The following is a 25,913-nucleotide window of genomic DNA, read 5'->3' as shown; positions in this document are numbered from 1 at the left end:
GCAGGACCGGATGCCACAGTGCATTACAGAGTCCGCCCGAATCTGGCCAGTGACCGCAGACCGGGTCTCATCGTTGAACGCACGGAATCCGAAAAAGCATTTCAGAGAGGGATCTCCCCCATGCTCCAGAAGACTTTCGCCACCGCCGGCCTGGTCACGGCCGCACTGGCCATGGCTGCCGGCCCCGCCTCCGCCATCGGTGACGCGGACGGCGCCGCCGCCTCGCTCCAGGGCAACGGCGGCACCAACAACACCGGCACGTGGGGCGACCACAGCCCGAACTTCCACTTCCTGGACAACCCGAACATCTGCCTCCCCGAGATCCACAACATCGCTGTGGGCGTGCTCGGTGTGGCAGTGCCGGTCGAGGTCCCGATCGCCAACAGCGGTGGCAAGCAGTACTGCACCCAGGGCCAGGGCACCCAGTCCAAGGGTGACGCCGGGGTCTCGCACCTCGTCGGCTGATCTCCCGGCCACCGTCGGGACCACCGGAACCACTCCGCTCCACCCCTCCTGAACCACCCCGAATCGCCCCCGATTCACCCCCGAGAGGAACATCAGAAATGATCAAGAAGACCCTTGCCGCCGCCGGCCTCGCCGTCGCCGCGATCGCCATGTCGGCCGGTTCCGCCTCCGCGATCGCCGACTCCGACGGCTCGGCCGTCTCCGTCCAGGGCGACGGTGGCACCAACGCGACCGGCACCCACGGCGACCACAGCCCGAACTTCCACACCCTGGACAACCCGAACATCTGCCTGCCGGAGGTCCACAACATCGCCGTCGCCGTCGTCGGTGTCGCGGTGCCGGTCGAGGTGCCGATCCTCAACAGCACCCCGAAGCAGATCTGCAACGTCGGCCAGAACACCCAGTCCTCGGGCGACGCGGGTGTCTCGCACCTGATCGGCTGATCAGGCCGACTGCTCGGCACGGCTCACCAGCCGTGACCGGAAACAGTCCGTGGGGCTCGGGGGAACCACCTCCGGGCCCCACGGGCTTCTGCACGACCAGCCGATCGGACGGTCCGTCCGTGTACGCCCCCTTCGGGTGACACGCCCTCAGGGCGGCGCGCGCCGAGGCCCGTCCACCGGCTTCGTGTGGTCACGTGTCATGACAGGCCCCCCACCCGATCCGACCAGCTCCCCGGCCCACCGGGCCCGGGAGGCGGATCGCAGGAGAGAGGACAGATTTCGATGAAGAGCATGCTGGGCAAGGCCGTTCTGACCGCGGTCGGAGCGCTGGCGATCGCCGGCGTCTCGGCGCCCGCCCACGCACACGTCGGCGTGGCCGGCGGCGGCGAGTTCGCGGCCTCCGCCGACCCGGTCTTCGCGGCCGGAGAGCAGTGGGGTGTGGCGCACACCAGCAACATCCTGACCGGCGCCCACCAGTGGGGCTGGGCCACCTCCACCGACCTGGCCGGCGGCCAGGAGGGCTTCGCCCACATCGGCTGATGCCGGAGCCCGGCCCCGGACAACCGTCCCGGGCCGGCACCGCTCAGGCGTACCGGACATGCCGGCGCAGCCCCGGGCCGCCGGTGGGCGGGGATGGTGAAGGCCGGGCCCCGATCGGGGCCCGGCCTTCCGCACGTCCGCAAGCGGGCGGCCCGGCGGCTCAGCCCAGCATCGCGGCGGCCTCGACCGCCCAGTACGTCAGGATCTGCTCGGCGCCGGCCCGGCGGATCGAGGTGAGCGTCTCCAGGATGGTCCGCTCCCGGTCGATCCAGCCGTTGGCGGCGGCGGCCTCGACCATCGAGTACTCGCCGGAGACCTGGTAGGCGGAGACAGGCACCGGCGAGGCGTCGGCGATCTGACGCAGCACGTCCAGGTAGGCCATGGCGGGCTTCACCATCACCATGTCGGCGCCCTCGGCGAGGTCCAGCTCCAGCTCGCGGAGCGACTCGCGGGCGTTCGCCGGGTCCTGCTGGTAGCTCTTGCGGTCGCCCTTGAGGGACGAGCCGACGGCCTCCCGGAAGGGCCCGTAGAAGGCGGAGGCGTACTTCGCGGTGTAGGCGAGGATGCCGGTGTCCAGGTGGCCGGCCTCGTCCAGGGCCCTGCGGACCACCGCGATCTGGCCGTCCATCATGCCGGACGGGCCGACCAGGTGGACGCCCGCGTCGGCCTGCACCACGGCCATCTCCGCGTACCGGGCCAGCGTCGCGTCGTTGTCCACGCTGCCGTCGGCCGCCAGCACGCCGCAGTGGCCGTGGTCGGTGTACTCGTCCAGGCACAGGTCGGACATCACCACGAGCGAGTCGCCGACCTCGGACACCACGTCCCGGATGGCCTGCTGCAGGATGCCGTCCGGATTGGTGCCCTCACTGCCGACCGCGTCCTGGACCGCCGGCACGCCGAAGAGCATCACGCCGCCGAGGCCCGACTCGGCCGCCTGCACGGCGGCCTTGCGCAGGGTGTCGCTGGTGTGCTGGACCACACCCGGCATCGAGGAGATCGGCACCGGCTCGCTGACGCCCTCCCGGACGAACAGCGGCAGGATCAGCTCGGCCGGGTGGAGCCGGGTCTGGGCGACCAGCCGGCGCATCGCCGGGGTGGACCGCAGGCGGCGCGGGCGTACGTGCGGGAATTCGGCGGTCACTGCTTCTCTCTCCGAACGGTCGAACGTCGGGGGAGGCCGCCCGGCCTCCCCCGACGGGATTCTCAGCGGGCCTTGCGGCGCGAGCCCGGGCGGCGCTCGCTGGGCCGGTAGACCGTCTCGCCGGCCGCCGTGGCGGTGTCCCGGCGACGGGCGCCGAAGTCCGCCAGGGCCTGGGCCAGCGCGGCGGCGGACGGCGCGGGGGCCATCACGTCGACCCGCAGGCCGTGCTCCTCGGCGGTCTTCGCGGTGGCCGGGCCGATGCAGGCGATCACGGTCACGTTGTGCGGCTTGCCGGCGATACCGACCAGGTTGCGCACGGTCGAGGACGAGGTGAAGAGCACCGCGTCGAACCCGCCGCCCTTGATCGCCTCACGGGTCTCGGCCGGCGGCGGCGAGGCGCGCACCGTCCGGTAGGCGGTCACGTCGTCGACCTCCCAGCCCAGCTCGACCAGGCCGGCCACCAGGGTCTCGGTGGCGATGTCGGCGCGCGGCAGCAGCACCCGGTCGATCGGGTCGAAGACCGGGTCGTACGGCGGCCAGTCCTCCAGCAGCCCGGCGGCGGACTGCTCGCCGGAGGGCACCAGGTCCGGCTTCACACCGAAGTCGACCAGCGCCTGCGCGGTGGTCTCGCCGACCGCTGCCACCTTGATGCCGGCGAAGGCCCGGGCGTCCAGCCCGTACTCCTCGAACTTCTCGCGCACCGCGCGCACCGCGTTGACCGACGTGAACGCGATCCACTCGTAGCGGCCGGTCACCAGGCCCTTGATCGCCCGCTCCATCTGCTGCGGGGTGCGCGGCGGCTCCACCGCGATGGTGGGCACCTCCTGCGGCACCGCGCCGTACGAGCGCAGCTGCTCGGAGAGGCCGGTGGCCTGCTCCTTGGTCCGCGGGACCAGGACGTTCCAGCCGAACAGCGGCTTGGTCTCGAACCAGGAGTGCGAGGAGCGGTGCGCGACCTGCTCCCCGACCACGGCTATCACCGAGGTCGCGGTGTCGACCGGCGCCGAGACCGGCGAGGGCAGCACCCGGGCGGCCTTCAGGTCGGCGGCGATGGTCGCCAGCGTGGCCGTGAAGCTGCGCTGGCGGGTGGTGGTGCCGGAGAGCGTCGCACAGAACGCGGAGTCCGGCTTGCGGCCGTTGGCCACCAGCGCGTTGGCGGTGGCGGGCAGCTGACCGAGCGTGGTGCGCACCACCAGGGTGGTCTCCGGCGCGCCGAGGTCGACCGGGCCGCCGGCCAGCAGCGCGGCGCCGTCCACGAAGCGGACGTCGGTGCCGTTGCTGCCGCGCAGCGGAACGCCCGCGTAGGCCGGCACGCCGACCGACTGGGCGACGCCCGGGATCACCTCGAACGGGATCGCCGAACGGGCGCAGGAGAGCATCTCCTCGGCGGCGAAGCCGTCCAGGCCCGGGTCACCGTCGACGGTGCGGACCACGTGCTTGCCGGCCCGGACGGCCTCGGCGACGAGCCGCGGCAGGTCGAAGGTGCCGTCCTGGCCGTCGGCGCCCGGGGCCGCGGGGGTGTGCACCTGCACACCGGCCGGGCAGTGGCTGCGTACCGCGGCGGCGGTCAGCGGGTCGGCGACCAGGATGTCGGCCGAGGCCAGCACCTCGACGGCGCGCAGGGTCAGCAGTCCCGGGTCCCCGGGGCCCGCGCCCAGGAAGGTGCAGCGCCCCGAAGGTGCGGACCCGGCCGGGAACGGGCTCCCGCCCGGAAGGGGGGTGTCGGTGGCAGCGGTGGGGCTCATCGGGCTCGCTCCCCCATCAGAGTGGACGCGCCCGCGTCGAGCAGCCGGGCGGCGAGGGCGTGGCCGAGGGCCTGCGCCTGCTGCCCGGCCGTCTCGTCGAGGACGAGCGGACCATTGGCGGACATCTTCAGCAGCGTGGCGCCGTCGACGGTGCCGACCACGCCTTCCAACTGCAGTTCTGGGGGGCCGTCCCCGCCCTGGGGATGCCAGGTGGCGAGGGCGCCGACGGGGGCGGAGCAGCCGGCTTCGAGCGCGGCCAGCAGGGCGCGCTCGGCGGTCACCGCGACCCGGGTGGGGGCGTGGTCCAGGGCGGCCAGCGCGGCGGCGAGCGCCGGGTCCGTGCTGGTGCACTCGATCGCGAGGGCGCCCTGGCCGGGGGCCGGGAGCATCAGCTCGGGGTCGAGGTGCTGGCTGATCTCGGCGGCCCGGCCGAGCCGGTTGAGGCCGGCCGCGGCCAGGACCACCGCGTCGAGCTCCCCGGCGGCGACGAAGCCGATCCGGGTGTCGACGTTGCCGCGTATCGGGGTGGTGACGACCGAGGCGCCGCGGGCCGCGGCCCAGGCGTTCAGCTGCGCCGCCCGGCGCGGGGAGCCGGTGCCGATCCGGGTCTCGCGCCCGGCCCCGGCCAGCTTCTCGGCCAGTTCCTCCAGGCCGAGGCCCTCCTGCGTGACGAGGGCGTCGCGGACGTCCTCACGCTCGGGGACGGCGGCCAGCACCAGCCCCTCGGGGGCGGCGGTGGGGAGGTCCTTGAGGGAGTGCACGGCGAAGTCGATCCGGCCCTCCAGCAGCGCGTCGCGCAGGGCGGACACGAAGACGCCGGTGCCGCCGATCTGCGCGAGGGCCTCGCGCGAGACGTCGCCGTACGTGGTGATCTCCACCAGTTCGACGGGGCGCCCGGTGACCCGGGTCACCTCCCGGGCGACCATGCCCGACTGCGCCATGGCCAGCGCGCTGCGTCGGGTGCCGAGCCGCAGCGGCGCGGCCAGGTCGGTGAGCGGTTGACCATTCATGAGGCGATCGTCCCGGTGGTACTCGTGGGATGGCTGACGGTTCATCTGGCGACCTCGCCCGCGAGGCTGCCGTTGGCGGTCCGGGTCCGGCCCGGGGGCTGCGGGCCGTTGGCCTGCGGGCCCACCTGCGCGGTGCTCTGGGCGCCGACCGGCGGGCCGGAGACCGCGTGCACGGCCGCCGGGTCGAGGTCGAACAGCTCGCGCAGGGCGTCCGCGTAGGAGGCGCCGCCGGGTTCGGCGGCGAGCTGCTTCACCCGCACGGTGGGCGCGTGCAGCAGCTTGTCGACGACTCGGCGGACGGTCTGGGTGATCTCCGCGCGGGAGCGCTCGTCCAGGTCGGGCAGCCGGGAGTCCAGCCGGCCGAGCTCGGCGAGCACCACCTCGGAGGCCATCGCGCGCAGCGCGACGACGGTCGGGGCGATCCGGGCGGCACGCTGGGCGGCGCCGAACGCGGCGACCTCGTCGGCGACGATGCCGCTGACGGCGTCCACGTCGCCCGCGCCGGGGGTGGCGGCGTGGGCGTGCGAGAGGCTTTCCAGGTCGACCAGCAGGGCGCCGGGCAGCTCGTGCACGGCGTGGTCGACGTCCCGCGGCATGGCGAGGTCGAGGAAGGCCAGCGGCGTCGCGCCGGCCCGGGCCGCGACCGCGGCCGCGACGTCCGCGGCCCCGATCACCACGCCGGCCGCGCCGGTGCAGGAGATCACCAGGTCGACGTCGGCCAGCGCCTGCGGCACCTTGGCCAGGTCGAGGGTGCGGGCGTTGCCGCCGCCGAGGTTGGCGACCAGCCGCTCGGCCCGCTCGGGCGTGCGGTTGGCGATCAACAGTTCGCTCACCCCGCTGCGCAGCAGCGTGGCGGCGGCCAGCGAGCTCATCGAGCCCGCGCCGACCACCAGGGCGCGCTTGCCGGCGATCGCCCCGGCGCCGGCGGCGATCTGCTCCAGGCCGAAGGTGACCAGCGACTGGCCGGCCTTGTCGATGCCGGTCTCGCTGTGCGCCCGCTTGCCGACCCGCAGGGCCTGCTGGAACAGCTCGTTGAGGTCGCGTCCGGCGGTGTGCTCCTCCTGCGCGCGCGCGAGCGCGTCCCGGAGCTGGCCGAGGATCTGGCCCTCGCCGACGACCATCGAGTCCAGGCCGCAGGCCACCGAGAAGAGGTGGTGAACGGCGCGGTCCTCGTAGTGGACGTAGAGGTGCGAGGTGAGTTCCTCCAGGTCGACGCCACTGTGGTGGGCGAGCAGGAGGGACAGTTCGGCGACGCCGGCGTGGAACTTGTCCACGTCCGCGTACAGCTCGATCCGGTTGCAGGTGTTGAGCAGCGCGGCCTCGGCGACGGTCGCCGTCGCGGCGGCGTCGTGCAGCAGCCGGGTCGGGACGTCACCGGTCAGCGCGGCGCGCTCCAGCACCCCGACGGGGGCCGTGCGGTGGCTCAGCCCTACGACGAGCAGACTCATGCCAGCCCCCTGCCCGGACACATCCGTGCGCTCATGCCGGCATCACCGCGGAGAGGTCGCCCTCGGGGCCCTGGCCCGGGCCGCCCTTGGCCGGCTCGGCCTCGGCCTTGGCGTCGGCCCGCTTGGCGCCGGCGCCGGCGGCGCGGCGCAGCTTGGCGGCCGCGGCCCGGACCGGACCGGGGGCGCGGTCCAGCACGGACTCGCCCCGGTCGGGCTCCTCGCCGGCCTTGCGCTGCTCGTGGAAGGCCAGGATCTGAAGCTCTATCGACAGATCGACCTTGCGCACGTCCACGCCGTCCGGGACGGTCAGCACGGTGGGCGCGAAGTTGAGGATGCTGGTGACGCCCGCCTCGACCAGCCGGTCGCAGACCTGCTGGGCGGCGCCGGGCGGAGTGGTGATGACGCCGATGGAGACGGCCTGGGTCTCCACGATCTCCTCCAGCTCGTCCATGTGGCGCACGGGCAGGCCGGCCGCGCTGCTGCCGACCACGGCCGGGTCGGCGTCCAGCAGGGCCGCCACCCGGAAGCCGCGGGACGCGAAGCCGCCGTAGTTGGCGAGCGCGTGGCCGAGGTTTCCGATGCCGACGATGACGACGGGCCAGTCCTGGGTCAGGCCCAGCTCGCGGGAGATCTGGTAGACGAGGTACTCGACGTCGTACCCGACACCGCGGGTGCCGTACGAGCCGAGGTACGAGAAGTCCTTGCGCAGCTTCGCGGAGTTCACGCCCGCGGCGGCCGCCAGCTCCTCGGAGGAGACGGTGGGTACCGAGCGCTCGGAGAGCGCGGTCAGCGCCCGCAGGTACAGCGGGAGGCGGGCGACTGTCGCCTCCGGGATTCCCCGGGCACGCGAGGGTCGGCGCGCGGCGCCCTGGTCGGGCGCCTGCGAACTGCTCTGTGGTGATCGGCCGATTGCCACGGTGCTCCTGTGGGTGAAGCTGGGCTTAGGCAGCCAGGCTATGCGTTTGTGAACGTGTGCACAAAGATGGTGTCCGATTTGTCCATGAACAGTGACGCGCATCACGCCGGGAATCCCATAGCACCGGAGTCCTCGCGCGCCACCGCCGGGGGCTGCACACCGAGTGGCCGTGGGCCGTACGGAGCCTCTCGCCGGAGCGACGGAACCGGCTCCCCGTCCGCCCGGGACCGCGCCCGGGCGAGCCTCGGCCAGGGCACCCGCGCGGCCTCGCGCAGCGGCTCGGCCCAGTCGGCCGGAGGGCACGAGCGGACGTGTATGCAGTGCCGCAGCAGATCGGCGGTGACCCGGGCGTCGCCGAGCGCGGTGTGCGCGGGGTACCCGCCGAGGCCGGCCGCCGCGACGCAGGCCGCCAGGCCGAAACCGCCGGCCTCCGGCAGGTGGGTCCGGGCGAGGCGCATGGTGCAGAGCAGCGGCACCGCGGGCCAGGCCACCCCGATCCGGGCGAACTCGCGATCGAGGAAGGCACGGTCGCAGGTCACGTGGTGGCCGACCAGGACCCGTCCGGCGAGCAGCTCCAGCAGGTGCGGGGCGACCTCGCGAAAGCGCGGGGCTCCGGCCACGTCCGCCTGGGCGATCCGGTGCACATGGGTCGGGCCGACCGGGCCCAGCGGATCGAGCAGGGTGGAGAACTCGGTCTCGGTCCGCAGCCGGCCGTCCAGCAGCACCACGGCGATCTCGACCACGCGATGGCGCCACGGACTGCGCCCGGTGGTCTCCACGTCGACCACGGCGAATCCCTCGCCGGCGGACGCCGGCCCGGGGGTTCGGCCGGGAAGCATGCCTGCTCTCCTCTGCGGTCGGCCCCCTCGGCGTCTGCGGCAGGCCCCCCTGGGCGCGAAACGAGGTTAGATCGTAAGCCGACCACGCGGCCGTTGGACAGCCGCTTGCGGGAAATCTTCGCCACACCGACCGCGCTCGGGCCGCCGTCCCGAGCGCGATCAGGGCGCGAACAGGGAGAACAGGGCGCGGACCGGGCACGGGCGAGGGGCGGACCGGGCACGGGCGACCGGCAGGCCGACCGCCGACCGGCCGCGCACCGGCCCTCAGCCGCCGGTCAGGCGCCCAGCGCCGCCCGGAGCCGGCGCTCGTCGACCCGCCAGAAGTCGTGCTGGCGACCGTCGATCAGGGTCACCGGGATCTGCTCCCAGTACTTGCGGTACAGCTCCTCGTCCTGGGTGATGTCCTTCTCCTCGAAGGCGGCACCGGTCTCGCCGGTCACCCGGGCGATCACCTCGCGGGCGTCGTCGCAGAGGTGGCAGCCCGGCTTGCCGACCAGGGTCACGGTGCGGTCGGCCGGGTTCGAGTTCTTGTCGCGTCGCAGCAGTGGGCTCACCCGGCCCATTGTGCTCCAGACCCGCCCGCGCCCGGGCCGTCCCCGCGCGCCCGCCACCGCACCCCGGCGCCGCGCTCCCCCGCGCGCGCCCCCGCCCCGGGCGCCGTCCGGACTCCGGGGCACCGGGTCGCCGCAGGCGGTGCCGGGCCGGCCCGTACCTGGCTGTTAACGGTGCCTGCACGCCGTAGTCACAGGCAGAGCCTTCACTCCTGGCTATGCTCGGTGCCATGGCCGTGCTGCGAAGGCTCACCCAGGCGAGGCGTTCCCCCACCGAGCGGACCGCGCTGGCGGGCGAGGCCGCCGCCGAGGCGGCGGAGGCCGCCCTGCGCGCGGCGCCGGCGGCCCGGCCGGACGCCCCCGCCGGACTCCCCGACACCCCTGCGGACCGCACCCCCGGGGCGCCCCGGAGCCAGGCGGCCCGGGCGACCACCGGGACGGTCGTGACCGCCGAGGCGGACGGTGCCGCCGAGGCGGACGGGACGACCGGGACGGACGGGGCACCCGGCCGGAAGCCCGCCAAGGCGCCCAAGCCCCCGGCCGAGAACCACACCCCGGACCCGGACGACCCGCGCGCCGCCGCCTTCTTCGACTGCGACAACACCATCCTGCGCGGCGCCGCGATCTTCTACCTCGGGATCGGCCTCTACCGCCGGCGGTTCTTCACCCGGCGGGACGTGGCCCGCTTCGGCTGGCAGCAGGCCTGGTTCCGGCTGCACGGCACCGAGGACCCGGGTCACATGGCCGACGCCCAGCACACCGCGCTCGGTCTGGTGGCCGGCAAGCGGACCGCCGACCTGGAGGAGATCTGCGAGCAGATCTTCGAGGAGGTCATCGCCGAGAAGATCTGGCCCGGCACCCGCGCCCTGGTGCAGATGCACCTGGACGCCGGCCAGCGGGTCTGGCTGGTCACCGCGGCCCCGCAGGAGGTGGCCCGGATCATCGCCCGCCGGCTCGGGATGACCGGCGCCCTCGGCACGGTGGCCGAGGCCACCGACGGCTACTACACCGGCCGGCTGGTCGGGGAGCTGCTGCACGGCCCGGCGAAGGCGGCCGCCGTCCGCTCGCTGGCCCGCCGCGAGCGGCTCGACCTCGACCGCTGCGCCGCCTACAGCGACTCGGCCAACGACATCCCGATGCTCTCGCTGGTCGGCCACCCGTACGTGGTGAACCCGGACGGCGCGCTGCGCCGGCACGCCCGGGCGATGGGCTGGCGGGTGCGCGACTTCCGGACCGGCCGCAAGGCGGCCCGGGTGGGCATCCCGGCCGCCGCCGCGCTCGGCGTGGTCGCCGGGGCCACCGCGGCCGGTGTCGCCGTGCACCGGCGCCGCACCGCCTGACCTGCCGGCCGGCCCGGCGCGCGACCGCACCCGGCGGCGCTCCCGGGGCGGACGCCGGGCCCGGCGCCCGGCGTCAATGCGGTGGCCGGCCGGGGCCCCGTACGAGCGAACTCCCGGCCGCTCCGGGCCCGTCGGGCCGCCCGATTGCGAACCTGCCACCGGATGACCGGATCTGATCGTTCGACGGCACCCGAAAGTCTGGGGTTGCCGGGCCGGAAGTCGGGGAAACCGCCGGCCAGGCCGCGAAAGCGGTCACCGAGTGCTCCGATCCGGTCACGTTGAGCCGGGCGAATGACGACAGGTCCGGTCGTTTCCAGCTGCATATGCACACCGAGCGGATCCCAAACGACCACTTCGGCAACAGGGTGTAGCTGTCATTGCACAAAGCGTTATTCTCTCCTGGATGCACGCCTCCCCGTGCGTCCTCAGGACGGGGGTGGGGGGTGCTCTCCGCGCAGGCGGAGGTGATCCGTCCACAGTTCTGCCTCTGGGAGTCCCGTGTACCCACCCGTCCGGAACGACGCGCCTGCTCCCACCCGCCCGTCGCCCGCGCCCCTGCGCTCCCGCACCAACCGGGTCCGGCAGGCTTCCGACCGGCAGATCTCCACCGGGCTGGACCTGTTGCGCACCCTGCTCCGCAGCCAGTTCCTGCCGGCTCCCCACCTGGTGCCCGCGGGGGCCGCGTTCGCGGTCGGCCACGCCCACCCTCCCGGGCTGGCGCTGCGGTCCACGGCGACCACCGGCGGCACCAACAGCAGCAGCGGGACCGGCGCCGGCGGCACGACCACCACGACCACGACCACCGCCGGCGGCACCCGGGGCCGCCCCGCCACCGCGGGCGGCCGCGGTCGGGCCCGGACGGCCCCGAGCCCCGGCTTCGAGACCGAGCACAACCCGATCATGGAACTGGTCGAACGGGCCCAGGCCGGCGAGAGCGAGGCCTTCGGGCGGCTCTACGACCACTACTCGGACACCGTCTACCGCTACATCTACTACCGGGTCGGCAGCCGGGCCACCGCCGAGGACCTCACCAGTGAGACCTTCCTGCGCGCGCTGCGCCGGATCGGCACCTTCACCTGGCAGGGCCGCGACTTCGGCGCCTGGCTGGTGACCATCGCCCGCAACCTGGTGGCCGACCACTTCAAGTCCAGCCGGTTCCGGCTGGAGGTCACCACCGGCGAGATGCTCGACTCCAACGAGTGCGAGCGCAGCCCCGAGGACTCCGTCCTGGAGCGGCTCTCCAACGCCGCCCTGCTGGAGGCGGTCGGACGGCTCAACGCGCAACAGCAGGAGTGCGTCACGCTGCGGTTCCTGCAGGGGCTCTCGGTCGCCGAGACGGCCCGCATCATGGGGAAGAACGAGGGCGCCATCAAGACCCTTCAGTACCGCGCGGTGCGGACCCTGGCCCGCCTGCTGCCCCCCGACGCCCGGTGAGCGGCGGAGTGGTCCGGCGGATATCCGACCCCCTGTCACCAGCATCATCCGGCCCACACGTGCGGGTGAACGGTCGATCCGATGATCAGTCGTGCGTAACCGACGGCCCGCGCCGCTCGTTGGCCAGCGTGCAAGCCTCCACCAGGCGTACGGTCAAGCCGGATTGCGACCTCTCACCCGATGGAGTGGCTTTGGCCCGCCGAGGCAACCGTCCGGCCGGCCGGGGTGTCGACAACGACGAAGGGAGGTGTGGCCCGTGACGGCAAACGTGCTGGAGCACCGGCGGGCGAAGGCCTTCGCCGAGGCGCTGGAGGCCCACCAGGTAGAGGACCGGGACGCAGCGCGGCCCGCCGGGACCGCCGCCGACCGCGGGGACGCGATGGCCGTCCTGCTCGGTATGGCCGACTCGCTCGGCGCATTGCCGGGCCCGGAGCTGGACCCGGAGGTCCGAACGGTCCAACGCGCCCAGCTGATGGCCGCGTTCGAGCAGGCGTTCGCCGGCGGGGCCGCGGCCACCGTGCCCGGACAACGCAGGAGCCGGGCCCACCGGGCCGTCCCGCGCGGCCGCTGGAGCCGCCGGTTCGCGATCGGCGGGCTGGTCGCCGGCATCGCCGTCGGCAGTTTCGCCGGCGCCGCCGCCGCGAGCACCAACGCCCTCCCGGGGGACACCCTCTACGGGATGAAGCGCGGGCTGGAGGGGCTGCAACTGGACTTCGCGGGCTCCGACAGCGAGCGCGGCGCGCTGCTGCTCGACCAGGCCTCGACCCGGCTCGGCGAGGCCAAGGGGCTGCTGGGGCGGGCCGGTTCGCCGTCCGCGCTGAACCCGGACACGGTCGAGCAGGTCCGCCGGGCGCTCGCCGACATGCACGCCGAGGCCATCAAGGGCCGGGAGCTGCTCCGGTCCGTCTACCGCAGCAACGGCTCGCTGGAGCCGATGCGGATGCTGGCCGGGTTCGCCGAGGACGAGGACGGCCGCTGGTCGGAGCTGCAGGGCCGGCTCCCCGCCCAGCTCACCCAGGAGGCGGGCCGGGTCGACCGGCTCTTCGACGACATAAGTGAGGACGTCGCGCCCCTGCGCCTGGTCGAGCCGCCCTCCCAGGGTGGTTCGGCCGACGGCAGCGGGGCGGGCGGCGAGCACGCGGGCGGCCCGTCCGACAGCGGGCAGACCGGCGGCGACCCGGCCGGCGGCACCGGCGGCGCCAAGCCCGGTACGGGCGGCAAGGCGCCCTCGACCGGGGCCTCCGCGAGCGGCTCCGGCGCCCCGAGCGCGACGCCGGGCAACCCCCCGGCGGCCGTCGGGGGCCTGGTCGACGGCCTGGCCAACGGCATCACCGGTGCCCATCCCTCACCGAGCCCGGACGCCACCGCGGGCGCCACGGCCGCGCCCACCGGCGCGCCGAGCAACGCTCCGAGCAGCCAGCCGGGCCTGGACATCCCGCCGCTCATCCCCGGCCTGCTGCCGGGCCTGAAGCTGGGCTGACCGGGCGGAGACGGACACAGTGCGGGCCCGGGCAACCGCCCGGGCCCGCACTGCTGCATTCCCCGCCTGTGCCACCGGCCCTGCCGGCGGGTCAGAAGAAGACCGAACGCCGTTGCACCAGCAGCTTGTAGAGGGTGTGCTGGATGGTCTCGCGGACCTCGTCGGTCAGGTCGAAGACCAGCATCGGGTCGTCCGCCGCCTCCGGCGGGTGGCTGTCGGTGGCGATCGGCTCGCCGAACTGGATCGTCCACTTGGTCGGCAGCGGGATCGCGCCGAGCGGCCCCAGCCACGGGAAGGTCGGCGTGATCGGCACGTACGGCAGGCCCAGCAGTCTGGACAGCGTCTTGGCGTTGCCGATCATCGGGTAGGTCTCCTCGGCCCCGACGATCGAGCAGGGCACGATCGGCACCTGGGCCCGCAGCGCGGACGCCACGAAGCCGCCGCGGCCGAAGCGCTGCAGCTTGTAGCGGTCCGCGAAGGGCTTGCCGATGCCCTTGAAGCCCTCCGGCCAGACCCCCACCACCTCGCCGCGCTCCAGCAGTGCCTGGGCGTCCTCGTTGCAGGCCAGGGTGTGCCCGGCCTTGCGGGCCACCTCGTTGACGCCCGGCAGCACGAACACCAGGTCGGCGGCGAGCATCCGCAGGTGGCGGCGCTGCGGGTGGTGGTCGTGGATCGCGACCTGGGTCATCAGGGCGTCCAGCGGGATCGTCCCCGAGTGGTTGGCGACGATCAGCACACCGCCCTCGGCGGGGATGTTCTCGATCCCGCGCACCTCGACCCGGAAGTACTTGTCGGCGAGCGGGCGCAGCAGCGAGAGGAAGACCGCCTCGGTCAGCTCCCGGTCGAAGCCGAACTCGTCCACCTCGTAGTCGCCGGTGATCCGGCGACGCAGGAAGGACAGGCCGCCGGCGGCCCGCTCCTCCCAGCCCTTGCCGAACAGCTTGGTGGCCGCGGGGCCGAGCCGGCCCGCCAGCGCGCCGCCGACCGCGTCGGCCAGCCGGTCGGCGAGGCCCGCCTCCGGGGTGTCGTTCCAGCTCGGCGCGGACTCGATCGGGATGACCTTGGCCTCGCCCGTGGCGTACTCCCTCGCGGCACTCATCGCGGGTTCAGCTCCTGTGTGGGGTGGGTCGGGTGGGCCGGGTGGCGGACCGCGGCGCCCTCGGGCCCGAGCAGCCCGGTGAGGCGGTCGGTGACGGCGGTCAGGCGTTCCGGCGGCAGCAGCCCGGCGCGCTGCGCGGCGGCGAAGTCGCCGAAGGCCTCCGCCGTGGTGAACCTCGGCTGGTACCCGAAGGTTTCGCGCAGGCGGGTGGTGTCCACCACCCGGCCGTGCGTCAGCAGCCTCAGCTGCTCGGGCGAGAAGTCGGCGAGCCGGGTCTGCCGGACCAGTCCGGCCACCCAGCCGATCACCGGCTGCAGCATCGGCACGGTGGGCCGACCGAGCCGGCGGGCGCACTGGGAGAGCAGCAGCACGCCCTCCCCCGCCACGTTGAAGGTGCCGGCGTTGCTGGTGCCGCGGAGCGGCTCGACGGCGGACCGGCAGAGCACCTCGATCACGTCGTCCTCGTGGACGAACTGCAGGCGCGGGTCGTGGCCGAGGACGGTGGGCAGCACCGGCAGGGTGAAGTACTCGCAGAGCGGGGTGTCCCCCACCGGGCCGACGATGTTGGCGAAGCGCAGCACGGTGACCGCGACGTCCGGGCGGCGGCGGGCGAAGCCCCGGACGTAGCCCTCGACCTCGGCGGCGTCCTTGGCGAAGCCGCCGCTCGGCAGGTTCTTGGGCTGCATCCGCTCGCCGAAGACCGCGGGGTCGCGCGGCGCGGAGCCGTACACGCCGGTGGTCGACTTGACCACCAGGCGGCGCAGGCCGGGCGCCTTCTGGCAGGCACCGAGCAGCTGCATGGTGCCGATGACGTTCGATTCCTTGACGGCGCTGCGGCCGGCCGGTCCCAGCCCGGTGGCGCTGACGTTGAGGTGGACGACGGTGTCGACCTGGTGCTCGGCGATCACCCGGGCGACGGCGGGGCGCCGCAGGTCGAGCTTCTCGAAGCGGTACCCGGCCGCCCGGCCCTCGGGGTCGGACACCGGGTCGCGGGGTGGCTGGACGTCGACACCGACCACCAGGTCGATGTCCGGACGGCGACGGATGTCGGCGACGAAGCGGGCACCCAGGTGCCGTGCCACGCCGGTGACGAGCACGACCTTGCCCACGGTGTTCGCGTCCTCCTCGGCCGACCTGCGCTGTTCTGCGTGCACCGTATCGCGCCCGGGTTGCGGGCGGGTGTCCCCGCGCGCACCGAATCGGGCGGTGTTGCCCGGCGGGCGAACGGTGCCCCGCGGTGCTGCCCTGCGGGCCGGCGGGCGAACGGTGCCCGGCGGTGCCGCCCGGCCCCGGCCCGCGCGCCGGGGCCGGAGATGGCACTGCCCGCCCGGGCCATGACGGCCGGGGCGGGCAGGAAAGCTCCAGGCCGGCAGTGCGCGGCCGTAGGGCTTACTTCTTGTTGCGACGCTGAACGCGAGTCCGCTTCAGAAGCTTGCGGTGCTTCTTCTTGGCCATACGCTTGCGACGCTTCTTGATGACAGAGCCCACGGAACAACCCTCGCTCACTGAGACTCTCGTCCGTGTGAGACGGAGTCCATACGACTGACGGAGGGCCTAGCCTACCTTCCGCGCGGCCCGCACCGTAATCGCGCTCCCGGCGACCGGGAAACTTGCGGGAAATCTGCGGCAAACGGGCGCGGGACCCGCTGGCTGCGGGCCCGCCCACCGGTTGCCGGCTACGCGCTCTCGAGCCGCACGTAGGACTCCTTGAGGTACTCGTGGACCGCCTGCTGGGGCACCCGGAAGGAACGGCCGACCCGGATGGCCGGCAGTTCTCCGCTGTGCACCAACCGGTACACCGTCATCTTGGACACCCGCATGACCGAGGCAACCTCTGCCACGGTCAGGAAGACGACCTCCTGCAGGGGGCGTTCGCCGGAACTCATGACCTCACCCGACCCTTACCCGTGTGCAAGGCACCGGCTTCCCCTCCGGTGACTCCACCGGCACACGTGTATCCCCAGAGTAGTTAAGGGTGGTACCAGTGGGAAGAGGGGGGAGCACCCTGCTCATACGGTGCGAGATCCCCCCGTTGCAGTACGTAGTCGATCGGCGGTCTGTCGCAGCCGGTCCGCGCAGCGCCGTCGAGCGGCCGTACACGGACGGGGCCCGGCCCGCAGGGGTGCCGGCCTCGGCCCGGGCGGCCGGGGCAGCGGTCCGCGGCCCGGCGGGGCGCCGGCGGCCGGTCCGGTCGAGTCTGCTGCGAGGGGTCGGGGCGGCAAAAGGCGCACGGAAGCACGGAGCGCGCGCGTGGAGCGCCGACGGCCCGCCCTACGCCCCTGTACGCCGCCGTGAGCGCCCCCGGACCCTCCGTGGGACATCGGGCCCGGCCGGCGCCCCGGGACGCCGCCGCAGGGCGGCCAGGGACGTCTCAGGGACGACTCAGGGCAGCAGCCCGTGGTGCGGGAACACCGCCTTGCGGGCGGCCAGGATCGCCTGGTCGAGTCGGTCGGCGGGGTCGTAGCCGCTGTCGAAGTCCCGCCAACGGGCGTCGGCGCCGTCGGTCATCCGCAGCGGGCCCTGCTGCCGGGTCCGGCGGTAGACCTCCGCGCGCCAGTCCGCCGGCGTCTCGGCGGCCGGGTCGACGGGCCGGCCGGCGGCGGTGGCGACCAGGTGGGTCCAGGCCCGGGGGACGACATCGACCACCGCGTACCCGCCCCCGCCGAGGGCGACCCAGCGGCCCTCGGCGTGGCGGTGGGCCAGCTCGTGCAGTTGCTCGGCGACGTGCCGCTGGGCGTCCAGGGTGACGGCGAGGTGTGCCAGCGGGTCCTCGACATGGGTGTCCGCGCCGTGCTGGGTGACCAGCGCCTGGGGGCGGAAGGCCGCCAGCAGGTCCGGCACCAGGGCGTGGAAGGCGCGCAGCCAGCCGGCGTCCCCGGTGCCGGCCGGCACCGGCAGGTTCGCGGCGCTGCCCGGCGCGGCCGGCCCGCCGGTCTCGCTGGACCAGCCGGTCTGCGGGAAGATCGTGGCCGGGTGCTCGTGCAGCGAGATCGTCAGCACCCGCGGGTCGTCCCAGAACGCCTGCTGGACACCGTCGCCGTGGTGCACGTCCACATCGACGTAGGCGACCCGCTCGGCCCCCAGCTCCAGCAGCCGGGCGACCGCCAGGGAGGCGTCGTTGTAGACGCAGAAGCCGGACGCCTGGCCGGGCATGGCGTGGTGCAGGCCGCCGGCGAAGTTCACCGCGTGCGGGGTCTCGCCGCGCCAGACCGCCTCGGCGGCCGCCACCGACTGGCCGGCGATCAGCGCGGAGGCCGAGTGCAGGGCGGGGAAGGACCAGTTGTCCTCGGTGCCGAGACCGTGCCGGGCGTCCCGCTCGTCCGGGTGCGCGGCGGCGTACTTGACCGCCTCGACGTACTCGCGGGTGTGCACCAGGCCGAGGGTCGAGTCCCCGGCAGCGGCCGCGGCCCGCACCGTCACCCCCGGCCCGGCGGTCAGCCCCAGCGACTCGGCCAGCCGCATGGTGAGCGCCAGCCGGGTCGGGTCCATCGGGTGGCCGGGACCGAAGTCGTAACTCGTGACGGCCTCGTCCCAGAAGAGGTGCAGGCCGCAGGGGGTTTCACGCTCGACGTCGGGCATGGCCCCCACGGTAGTGGGTGGGGCCCGGCGGGCGCCGCAAGGGTCCGTACGCGGACCCGGCGGGCCGTCAGGCCACCTTGACCGGCGTGCGCGTCGAGGCCGGCGCGGGCGCGAAATGGCCGGCCAGCGGGATCACCGCGAGGACCAGCAGCATCGGCGCCAGCAGCGCCCAGCGGTAGGAGCTCGCGTCGGCGATCGCCCCGACCAGCGGCGCTCCGATCAGGAAGCCGACGTAGTTGAACAGGTTGAGCCGGGCCACCGCCGCGTCGGAGTCGTCCGGGAAGAGCCGCCCGCCGGCCGCGAACACCTGCGGGATGATCGCGCAGATGCCGAACCCGAGGACGGTGAAGCCCGCGATGCCCGCCCACGGGCCGGGTGCCGCGGCGGCCAGCGCGAAGCCGAGGGCCGCCACCGAGGCGCCGACCCGCACCACCGCAACGGCGCCCCAGCGCTGCACGGCCCGGTCGCCGAGGGTCCGGCCGAGCAGCATCGAGACCATGTACCCGAGGTAGGAGAGCTTGGCGACGTCGTCCGGGCTGCCCAGTCCGTCGGTGAGGTACTTGACGCTGTAGTTGGAGACCGAGGCGTCCGCGATGTAGGCGAAGGCCATCGCCAGGCAGAGCGGCAGCAGCGGGCGCCAGGGGATCGAACGGGCGGCGGCCTCGCTCGCCTCCCGGACGGCGTCGCCGAGCTCGGCCGGCCCGGCGAACCGGGTGCCGGCCAGCAGCGCCAGCGGGATCAGGACGGCGGCGGCCGTGCCGAACAGGGTGAACAGGCTGAGGTGGTAGTGCGAGCCGAGGCCCGCGACGGCGGCGCCGAGGATCCCGCCCAGGCTGAACGCGGCGTGGAAGCCGAGCATGATCGAGCGCCCGTAGCGGTGCTGCAGGCCCACACCGAGCATGTTCATACTCGCGTCCAGCGCGCCGACCAGCAGGCCGAAGGAGCCGAGCACCAGCCCCAGCTGCCAGAGCGTGTCGCCCAGGCCGACGGCGGCCAGTGTGAGGCAGAGGGCCGGCTGGACGACCCGCAGCACGCTGCGGGCGCTGGTCCGCTTGACCAGCCACTCGGACCCGATCGAGCCGACGCCCGCGAGGATCGGTACGGCGGCCAGGAAGACCGGCAGCAGCGAGTCGTCGAGCCCGTACCGGTCCTGGATCTCGGGGATGCAGGTGACCAGCAGCGCGAAGGTGATGCCCTGGAGGAGGAAGCTCACGGCCAGGGCGGCGCGGGCCTGCCGCAGTCGGGCCGGCGTCTCGGTGCTCATGCGGGACCTCGCTACTGGCCGGTACGACAATGTTGGCGAGAGCGTAGGCGGTGCACGGGGTTTTGGGGAGGGGTCGCGGACCGCCGGGCCGTTCCGCCGCCGGTGAGGGCAGCGCCCCGGCGGGCACTGCCGCTGGTGGTGCCCGTGCCCCGGCGGGCACGCTCCGCCCGCCTCCGTCCGGCGCGGCGGCCGGGAGCCGCGCGGGCCGTCAGAGCAGCCCGGCGATCTGCGACAGCTCGGCGACCAGTCCGGTGGCCCCGGCGGCGGTGAGCTTGGCCGGGTCGGTGAGCGCGGTGTGGCCGTACACGTCCATGCCGGCCGCGCGGGCGGCCAGCACGCCGTTGACGCTGTCCTCCACGACCAGGCAGCGGGCCGGGTCCACGCCCAGGGTCCGGGCGGCGTGCAGGAACAGGTCGGGGGCGGGCTTGCCGACGCCGACGTCCTGGGCGCTGAAGATCCGCTCCGGCGGGAAGTACCCGCGCAGGCCGGTCAGGTCGAGCGCGGTACGGATCCAGGCGTGGTGCGCGGAGGAGGCCAGGCAGTACGGGACGGAGCGCTGCCCGAGCTCCTTCAGCAACTGCTCCGCGCCGCGCACGGCGGTGAGTTCGGCCGCGAAGGCGTCGAAGACCCGGGCGTGGAACAGCTCGTCGAAGCCCTCGGGCAGGCTCGCGCCGTACCGCTCGCCGATCACGTCGTGCACCCGGTGGGCGGCGGTGCCCATGAAGTCCCGGTAGGAGTCCTCGATCGTGGTCGGGAAGCCGAGTTCGGTCAGGTACTCGGCGAGCAGCCGGTTGGAGACCGGCTCGCTGTCCACGAGGACGCCGTCGTTGTCGAAGATCACCAGGTCGTAGCTCACACCCGCGAGCCTACTGCCGGGCCCGCCCCCGGCCGGGACTACTTGCCGCCGGACGCCAGCTCCTGCGACCGGTCCCGGGCCGCCTCCAGGGCGCCGAGCAGGGCGGCCCGGACCCCGTGGTTCTCCAGCTCGCGGATGGCGGCGATGGTGGTGCCGGCCGGCGAGGTGACGGCCTCCCGCAGCTTGACCGGGTGCTCCCCGGAGTCGCGCAACATCACGGACGCGCCGATCGCGGACTGCACGATCAGGTCGTGGGCGACGTGCCGGGGCAGGCCGAGCAGGATGCCCGCGTCCGTCATCGCCTCGACCAGGAAGTAGAAGTACGCCGGACCGGAGCCGGACAGCGCGGTGGCCGCGTCCTGCTGGGACTCGGGCAGCCGCAGGGCCTTGCCGACCGAGCGGAAGATCTCCTCCGCGCGCTCCAGGTGCGCCTCGGTGGCGTGCGATCCGCCGGAGATCACCGACATGCCCTCGTCCACCAGCACCGGCGTGTTGGGCATCACCCGGACGACCGGGGTGCCGACCGCGAGCCGCGCCTCGAACCAGCGGGTGGGGATGCCGGCCGCCGCCGAGATGACCAGCCGGTCGGTACCGACGTGCGGGGCGAGCTCCTCCAGCAGGGTGCCCATGTCCTGCGGCTTCACCGCGAGGATCAGGGTGTCGGCGAGCTTCGCCGCCTCCGCGTTGGTCACCACGCCGACGCCGTACGTCTCGACCAGCTCGGCCGCGCGCTCCGGGCGCCGGGCGGTGACCAGGACGTCCGCCGGGTCCTTGCCGGCCCGCAGCAGGCCCGAGAGCAGTGCCTCGCCGATCTTTCCGGTGCCGAGGAAGGCGATCTTCTGTCCGTGTGCTGCGCTGCTGCTCATGGCCGCTCCTTCGTACCGTCCCGACTCGGTGCTGCGGCCATCCTCGCACCGACACCCGCACGGACGGGTGCGAGTCCAGCCCGTGGGCAGCTCCGGGCCCGGCCGTCCCACTCCCCGAACACCGGGCCCGGGTCGGCGGGTTCGGCCGGCCCCGGGCCGTCCCGGGCGGCCAGGCCCGGTGCCGGGCCCGCCGGGGTGCGCCGGCGCGACCCGTGCGGCGTAGGGGGAAACTCGGGGTTCTCCCCTATGGCTTCCCGCGCACCGGCGGAGCACCGTGGAGACATGGCACACGGAGACTTGTCCCGACGCGAAAATCAGCAGCTCGCCGTCGCCTCCGCGACGATGGGCCCGTGGAAGACGGCCGCAGGGGTCGGTGCGGTGGTGGGCGCCGCGGCGCTCGGGGTCGATCTGATCACCGGGCACTGGTCCATGAGCATGCTCGCCGGTCCGGCCGGCTGGGCGCTGTTCTTCTTCTTCCTGGTCGGCACGGTGGGCGGTCGACTCCGCACCGACACCGGCGACCGCCGGATCCGGCACTGGGCCGCCGAGCACCCGTGGCAGGCGGCGATGCCGGCGGCGGGGGCCCTGCTGGTCCTCAACACGCTCGCGCAGACCTTCCTCGGGGACGCGAGCCTGATCGGCGCCTTCCTGGTGTCGCTGCTGCCGGCCGGTCTGCTGCTGGCGATCGCCGGCGTGGTGGGCTCGGTGAAGCAGGCCCGGGGGAAGTGAGGCCGGCGGCCCGTCGAGCGTCCCGGGAGCCGGGACCACGGGGGTGCCCCGGGGCCCGGGACGCGGGGGCGGCCGGGCCCCGGGGCGTCGCCCGGCCGGGAAGGAACGCTCCCGACGGGGGACACACCGGGCGCTACCGGACCGAACCCACCGCCCGCCACCAGGACTTGGGCCCCTGATCATCGGGGTGTCACCCGCCGTCGGCATACTGACGCGATGCCGATAGTCGAAGATCCGGATCCCCGCCCTTCCGAGGGATCCGACCCGAACGGGAGCGACCCGTTCGAGAACCTCGTCCTGGACGAGGAGTTCGTCAAGGGTGCCACCGTCAAGGAGCAGGCCGGGCGCACCCGGATGCTCGCCGCCCGCTGGAAGGACCAGCCGCCGGTGGACCCGGGGGCCCGCCGCACCGTCCTCGATCCGACACCCGCCCGGCCGAAGCGCCGGCTGCGCCGCGCGGCCGCACCGGTCGACGCCTGGGGCACCCCGCGGCGCGGGACCAGGGACTGGCGCGCGCCGCTGTTCGTGCTCCTCATCGTCGTCGCCCTGGTCGCCGCGCTCAACCTCGACGGCCTGCGGGACCGGTTCGGGGGCGCCCGCGGCGGCCTGCCCGCCTCCGCCCCCTCCGTCGCCCCCGAGACGGCGCGCCCCACCACCGCGCCCCCGTCGCTCGCCGCGCAGACCCCGACCGTGGACCACCCGTGGGCGGGCTCGCCCGCCGAGGGCTGGCCGGCCGGCCCGGACGCGATCGCGCTGCCCCCGGCCCAGGCGGTCGGGGCGTTCGACGCGGAGCAGGTGGCGGCCCAGCTGAAGCTGGTCAAGGACTTCCTGGTGGCGGCGAACCTGGACCCGGCGGTGATCGCGGGCGGGCGCCCGCAGACCGCGCTGGACCTGCTGGACCGGGAGGAGCAGGACGCCGCCGTCCGGACGCTGGACCACCCGGACGGGCCGGCCGACGCCACCTCCCTGTTCAGCCGCTTCGACCCGCGTGACGCGATCCCGGTGGGCGACGTCCGGATCCTCGGCCGGATGAGCGTGGAGGGCGACGGCGAGCGGGGTGTGCTGGTCCGCACCGACTTCACCTTCGTGTACGCGCTGCGACCCGGCCCGGAGGCCGGGCAGCGGCTGCCCGGCTCGAAGCCGTCGGCGAGCGCGCGGCCGGCCGCCCCGGAGAACTCGAACGCCGCGAAGCCGGTGGCCTGGACGGTCGCCGCGGCCGAGGATGCCGGCGGGAGCACCCGGACCGCCCGCACCGTCGTGCGGCGGGCGGACACCTACCGCTTCCAGGACCCGGCGCGGTACCGGAACAACCCGAAGAAGATCAACTTCGCGGAGCGCCGCAGCGAGGCGGGCAACACCGCCTGCGAGGTCCACGACGGCTTCTACCACCCGCGGTTCGAGCAGTTCGCGGCGCCGGGCCGGGAGACGCCCCACGGGCCCACCACCGACCCGTACGACCGGAGCACGCCGGCCCCCGCCCCCAGCCCCGGTACGACCCCGGAGTGCGGCACCGTCAGCCGCAGCTGACCGCGCTCAGCCCCGCCGCCTGCCGCGGCCCGGCGCCATGGTGTCGGGCCGGCGGCTGCGGCTGGCCCGGCGCCGCCCGTACCGCTCGACGGCCTGCTCGTGGCGGGCCCGCGCGACCGCCTCCCCGGGGGCCTCCACCAGGCTGCGGACGAAGTACGCGAGCAGCGCGCCCACCCCGCCGATGATCCAGACCGCGCCGAGCGACTTGTCCTCGGCCATCCAGCCGGTGAGCGCCTCCCGGCCCTCGCTCAGCAGCTTCCAGTTGCGCAGGGCCGCCAGGCAGGAGCAGACCGCGACGGCGGCGACCAGCAGCCCGTTGACGAAGGTCCCGGCGTCGGACATCTGCACGCCCTGGACGCCGAACCGCAGCAGCAGGGCGCCGGCGGCCGCGGCCAGCAGGGCGCCCACCGGGACGAGCACCCGGCGCAGCCGGTAGTCGGAGCCGCGCCCGACCCAGCTGGTGCCGAACCAGCGGATGCCCTCCGGTGCGGGGGCGCCCTCGGGGGCGGGGCCGGCCGGGCTCTGGCTGGGGGTGGGGTGCTCGCTCACGGATCCGATTATCACCCGACCGGACCCGAACGACGTAGGAGCCGCCCCGGCTGCCGGGGCGGCTCCTACGTCGTTGCTGGTCCCGCGTACGGTCAGCCGAGCTTGCTGACGTCCCGGACGGCGCCCTTGTCGGCCGAGGTGGCCATCGCCGCGTACGCCTTCAGCGCCTGGCTGACCTCACGCTGCCGGTTCTTCGGCCGGTAGCCGCCCTCGGACTCCAGCTTCAGCCGGCGCTCGTGCAGTTCCTCGAAGGAGACCTGCAGGTCGACCTTCCGACCCGGGATGTCGATCGAGATGATGTCGCCGTCCTCGACCAGCGCGATGGCGCCGCCGGAGGCCGCCTCGGGCGAGGCGTGGCCGATCGAGAGGCCCGAGGTGCCGCCGGAGAACCGGCCGTCGGTGATCAGCGCGCAGGCCTTGCCCAGGCCCCGGCCCTTGAGGAAGGAGGTCGGGTAGAGCATCTCCTGCATGCCGGGGCCTCCCTTGGGGCCCTCGTAGCGGATGACGACGACGTCGCCCTCCTTGACCCGCTTGGTCAGGATCGCGTCGACCGCGTCCTCCTGGGACTCCAGCACCACGGCCGGGCCGCTGAAGGTCCAGATCGACTCGTCGACGCCGGCTGTCTTCACGATGCAGCCGTCCTCGGCGAGGTTGCCGTACAGCACCGCGAGCCCGCCCTCGACGGAGTACGCGTGCTCGACGCTGCGGATGCAGCCGTTCGCCGCGTCGGTGTCCAGGGTGTCCCAGCGCTCGGACTGCGAGAAGGCGGTGGCCGAGCGGACGCAGCCGGGGGCGGCGTGGAACAGCTCGACGGCCTCCGGCGACGGCGAGCCGCCGCGGATGTCCCAGCCCTTCAGCCACTCGTCGAGCGAGCCGGAGTGCACGGTGTGCACGTCCTCGTTCAGCAGCCCGCCGCGGTACAGCTCACCGAGGATCGCGGGGACGCCGCCGGCCCGGTGGACGTCCTCCATGTAGTACTTGCCGTTGGGCGCGACCTTCGACAGGCACGGCACCTTGCGCGAGATGGCGTCGATGGCCCGCATGTCGAAGTCCACCTCGGCCTCCTGGGCCGCGGCGAGCAGGTGCAGGATCGTGTTGGTGGAGCCGCCCATCGCGATGTCCAGCGCCATGGCGTTCTCGAACGCGGCGCGGGTGGCCACGTTGCGCGGCAGGACGGAGTAGTCGTCCTGGTGGTAGTGCCGCTTGGTGATGTCGACGATGGTGCGGCCGGCGTCCTCGTACAGCGCCTTGCGGGCGGTGTGGGTGGCCAGCACCGAGCCGTTGGCGGGCAACGAGAGGCCGATCGCCTCGGTGAGGCAGTTCATCGAGTTGGCGGTGAACATGCCCGAGCACGACCCGCAGGTCGGACAGGCGTTCTCCTCGATGATGGCGATGTCCTCGTCCGAGACGTTCTCGTTGACGGCGTCGGAGATCGCGTTGACCAGGTCCAGCTTGCGGACGGTGCCGTCCACCAGGACGGCCTGGCCGGCCTCCATCGGGCCACCGGAGACGAAGACGGTCGGGATGTTGAGCCGCAGCGCGGCCATCAGCATGCCCGGGGTGATCTTGTCGCAGTTGGAGATGCAGATCAGGGCGTCCGCGCAGTGCGCGTTGACCATGTACTCCACCGAATCGGCGATCAGGTCGCGCGAGGGCAGCGAGTACAGCATGCCGGCGTGACCCATCGCGATGCCGTCGTCCACCGCGATGGTGTTGAACTCGCGCGGGATGCCGCCGGCCGCCTGGATGGCCTCGGAGACGATCCGGCCGACCGGCTGCAGGTGGGTGTGGCCCGGCACGAACTCGGTGAAGGAGTTGGCCACCGCGATGATCGGCTTGCCGAAGTCCTCGCGGGCTACGCCGGCCGCCCGGAGAAGCGCCCGGGCGCCTGCCATGTTGCGACCGTGGGTGACCGTACGGGACTTCAGCTCGGGCACTGTGCTCCACTCCTTCGGAGGCTGCTGCGGCCGACTGCGCTGGTGGGAGGGTGCAGGGCCGCTGTTAGCTATCGAGCGTACGCCTCAGGTCCAGCGCGCGGACGCTCCGTCCGCGATGCGGTCAGCGCGGGTCGCACCGCGACCGCCCCGGCGAT

General features: G+C 74.1%; 25 protein-coding genes. 8 read left to right on the top strand and 17 right to left on the bottom strand.

The genetic code is table 11. The features are described from left to right. Nucleotides 1–120 precede the first annotated feature (120 nt). The 3 genes from OG689_RS23645 (at nt 121) to OG689_RS23635 (ending at nt 1,448) form a co-directional block, all read left to right on the top strand. Nucleotides 121–465: a rodlet layer protein gene (locus tag OG689_RS23645; RefSeq protein ID WP_266322907.1), complete on the top strand. Its 345-nt coding sequence runs from the start codon at nt 121–123 to the stop codon at nt 463–465. A gap of 98 nt (nt 466–563) precedes the next feature. Beyond that, entirely contained in the window at nt 564–908 is a 345-nt protein-coding gene (locus OG689_RS23640) for a rodlet layer protein (RefSeq protein ID WP_190213999.1), read from the top strand. A 282-nt stretch (nt 909–1,190) separates the two neighbouring features. Continuing rightward, nucleotides 1,191–1,448, top strand: coding sequence for a hypothetical protein (locus OG689_RS23635; protein WP_266322906.1), 258 nt, complete (start codon nt 1,191–1,193; stop codon nt 1,446–1,448). A 160-nt stretch (nt 1,449–1,608) separates the two neighbouring features. Here OG689_RS23635 and hemB read toward each other — a convergent pair whose 3' ends face one another. The 7 genes from hemB to OG689_RS23600 form a co-directional block, all read right to left on the bottom strand. After that, complete coding sequence (gene hemB, locus OG689_RS23630; protein ID WP_266322905.1) at nt 1,609–2,589, bottom strand: porphobilinogen synthase; 981 nt, start codon at nt 2,587–2,589, stop codon at nt 1,609–1,611. A gap of 62 nt (nt 2,590–2,651) precedes the next feature. Next, nucleotides 2,652–4,334 carry a uroporphyrinogen-III synthase gene (locus OG689_RS23625; protein WP_266322904.1) on the bottom strand — a complete coding sequence of 561 codons (1,683 nt, stop codon included), beginning with the start codon at nt 4,332–4,334 and terminating at the stop codon, nt 2,652–2,654. Beyond that, nucleotides 4,331–5,344 carry a hydroxymethylbilane synthase gene (gene hemC / locus OG689_RS23620; RefSeq protein WP_266322903.1) on the bottom strand — a complete coding sequence of 338 codons (1,014 nt, stop codon included), beginning with the start codon at nt 5,342–5,344 and terminating at the stop codon, nt 4,331–4,333. Before hemC ends, OG689_RS23625 begins: the two co-directional genes overlap by 4 nt. Before the next feature lie 41 nt (nt 5,345–5,385). Then, on the bottom strand, nt 5,386–6,792 hold the full coding sequence (locus tag OG689_RS23615) for a glutamyl-tRNA reductase (protein WP_266322902.1): 1,407 nt from the start codon (nt 6,790–6,792) through the stop codon (nt 5,386–5,388). Nucleotides 6,793–6,823: 31 nt separating this feature from the next. Further along, complete coding sequence (locus OG689_RS23610) at nt 6,824–7,708, bottom strand: redox-sensing transcriptional repressor Rex (protein WP_266322901.1); 885 nt, start codon at nt 7,706–7,708, stop codon at nt 6,824–6,826. A gap of 101 nt (nt 7,709–7,809) precedes the next feature. Further along, nucleotides 7,810–8,547, bottom strand: a complete 738-nt coding sequence (locus OG689_RS23605; protein ID WP_266322900.1) for a 3'-5' exonuclease — start codon at nt 8,545–8,547, stop codon at nt 7,810–7,812. A gap of 275 nt (nt 8,548–8,822) precedes the next feature. Then, complete coding sequence (locus OG689_RS23600; RefSeq protein WP_266322899.1) at nt 8,823–9,110, bottom strand: glutaredoxin family protein; 288 nt, start codon at nt 9,108–9,110, stop codon at nt 8,823–8,825. A gap of 218 nt (nt 9,111–9,328) precedes the next feature. On the opposite strand from OG689_RS23600, the gene OG689_RS23595 reads away from it, so the two are divergent. The 3 genes from OG689_RS23595 to OG689_RS23585 all read left to right on the top strand — a co-directional run bounded on the left by OG689_RS23595 (nt 9,329) and on the right by OG689_RS23585 (nt 13,352). Further along, the gene (locus OG689_RS23595) at nt 9,329–10,438 is read left to right on the top strand and encodes an HAD-IB family hydrolase (RefSeq protein WP_266322898.1); all 1,110 of its coding nucleotides are present in this window, start codon (nt 9,329–9,331) and stop codon (nt 10,436–10,438) included. A gap of 600 nt (nt 10,439–11,038) precedes the next feature. Beyond that, entirely contained in the window at nt 11,039–11,872 is an 834-nt protein-coding gene (locus tag OG689_RS23590) for an ECF subfamily RNA polymerase sigma factor, BldN family (RefSeq protein ID WP_266327372.1), read from the top strand. A 256-nt stretch (nt 11,873–12,128) separates the two neighbouring features. After that, a complete protein-coding gene (locus OG689_RS23585) occupies nt 12,129–13,352 on the top strand; it encodes a DUF5667 domain-containing protein (RefSeq protein ID WP_266322897.1) in 1,224 nt (407 codons plus the stop codon). A gap of 91 nt (nt 13,353–13,443) precedes the next feature. Here the strand turns inward: OG689_RS23585 and OG689_RS23580 are convergent, their stop codons facing one another. The 8 genes from OG689_RS23580 to proC all read right to left on the bottom strand — a co-directional run bounded on the left by OG689_RS23580 (nt 13,444) and on the right by proC (nt 21,016). Next, on the bottom strand, nt 13,444–14,451 hold the full coding sequence (locus OG689_RS23580) for a lysophospholipid acyltransferase family protein (protein ID WP_266322896.1): 1,008 nt from the start codon (nt 14,449–14,451) through the stop codon (nt 13,444–13,446). Continuing rightward, a complete protein-coding gene (locus OG689_RS23575) occupies nt 14,448–15,560 on the bottom strand; it encodes an NAD-dependent epimerase/dehydratase family protein (RefSeq protein ID WP_266327370.1) in 1,113 nt (370 codons plus the stop codon). Before OG689_RS23575 ends, OG689_RS23580 begins: the two co-directional genes overlap by 4 nt. A gap of 280 nt (nt 15,561–15,840) precedes the next feature. Further along, on the bottom strand, nt 15,841–15,939 hold the full coding sequence (locus OG689_RS23570) for an AURKAIP1/COX24 domain-containing protein (RefSeq protein ID WP_003948845.1): 99 nt from the start codon (nt 15,937–15,939) through the stop codon (nt 15,841–15,843). A gap of 188 nt (nt 15,940–16,127) precedes the next feature. Further along, nucleotides 16,128–16,337 carry a helix-turn-helix domain-containing protein gene (locus tag OG689_RS23565; protein ID WP_063351305.1) on the bottom strand — a complete coding sequence of 70 codons (210 nt, stop codon included), beginning with the start codon at nt 16,335–16,337 and terminating at the stop codon, nt 16,128–16,130. 496 nt (nt 16,338–16,833) lie between these two features. Beyond that, a complete protein-coding gene (locus OG689_RS23560; protein ID WP_266322895.1) occupies nt 16,834–18,030 on the bottom strand; it encodes an acetoin utilization protein AcuC in 1,197 nt (398 codons plus the stop codon). A gap of 67 nt (nt 18,031–18,097) precedes the next feature. After that, a complete protein-coding gene (locus tag OG689_RS23555) occupies nt 18,098–19,294 on the bottom strand; it encodes an MFS transporter (RefSeq protein ID WP_266322894.1) in 1,197 nt (398 codons plus the stop codon). A gap of 208 nt (nt 19,295–19,502) precedes the next feature. Beyond that, nucleotides 19,503–20,150 carry an HAD family hydrolase gene (locus tag OG689_RS23550; protein WP_266322893.1) on the bottom strand — a complete coding sequence of 216 codons (648 nt, stop codon included), beginning with the start codon at nt 20,148–20,150 and terminating at the stop codon, nt 19,503–19,505. Between the two features lie 38 nt (nt 20,151–20,188). Continuing rightward, nucleotides 20,189–21,016 carry a pyrroline-5-carboxylate reductase gene (proC, locus tag OG689_RS23545; protein WP_266322892.1) on the bottom strand — a complete coding sequence of 276 codons (828 nt, stop codon included), beginning with the start codon at nt 21,014–21,016 and terminating at the stop codon, nt 20,189–20,191. A 282-nt stretch (nt 21,017–21,298) separates the two neighbouring features. Here proC and OG689_RS23540 point away from each other — a divergent pair, with 282 nt between their 5' ends. Continuing rightward, a complete protein-coding gene (locus OG689_RS23540) occupies nt 21,299–21,745 on the top strand; it encodes a hypothetical protein (RefSeq protein ID WP_266322891.1) in 447 nt (148 codons plus the stop codon). 216 nt (nt 21,746–21,961) lie between these two features. After that, the gene (locus OG689_RS23535; protein WP_266322890.1) at nt 21,962–23,272 is read left to right on the top strand and encodes a hypothetical protein; all 1,311 of its coding nucleotides are present in this window, start codon (nt 21,962–21,964) and stop codon (nt 23,270–23,272) included. A 6-nt stretch (nt 23,273–23,278) separates the two neighbouring features. Here OG689_RS23535 and OG689_RS23530 read toward each other — a convergent pair whose 3' ends face one another. Both OG689_RS23530 and ilvD read right to left on the bottom strand, forming a co-directional pair. Beyond that, the gene (locus tag OG689_RS23530) at nt 23,279–23,821 is read right to left on the bottom strand and encodes a hypothetical protein (protein ID WP_266322889.1); all 543 of its coding nucleotides are present in this window, start codon (nt 23,819–23,821) and stop codon (nt 23,279–23,281) included. A gap of 92 nt (nt 23,822–23,913) precedes the next feature. Then, on the bottom strand, nt 23,914–25,758 hold the full coding sequence (ilvD, locus tag OG689_RS23525) for a dihydroxy-acid dehydratase (RefSeq protein WP_266322888.1): 1,845 nt from the start codon (nt 25,756–25,758) through the stop codon (nt 23,914–23,916). Nucleotides 25,759–25,913 lie beyond the last annotated feature (155 nt).

The organism is Kitasatospora sp. NBC_00240 (assembly GCF_026342405.1).
GTDB lineage: Bacteria > Actinomycetota > Actinomycetes > Streptomycetales > Streptomycetaceae > Kitasatospora.
This window is presented reverse-complemented; position numbering and strand designations above follow the sequence as displayed.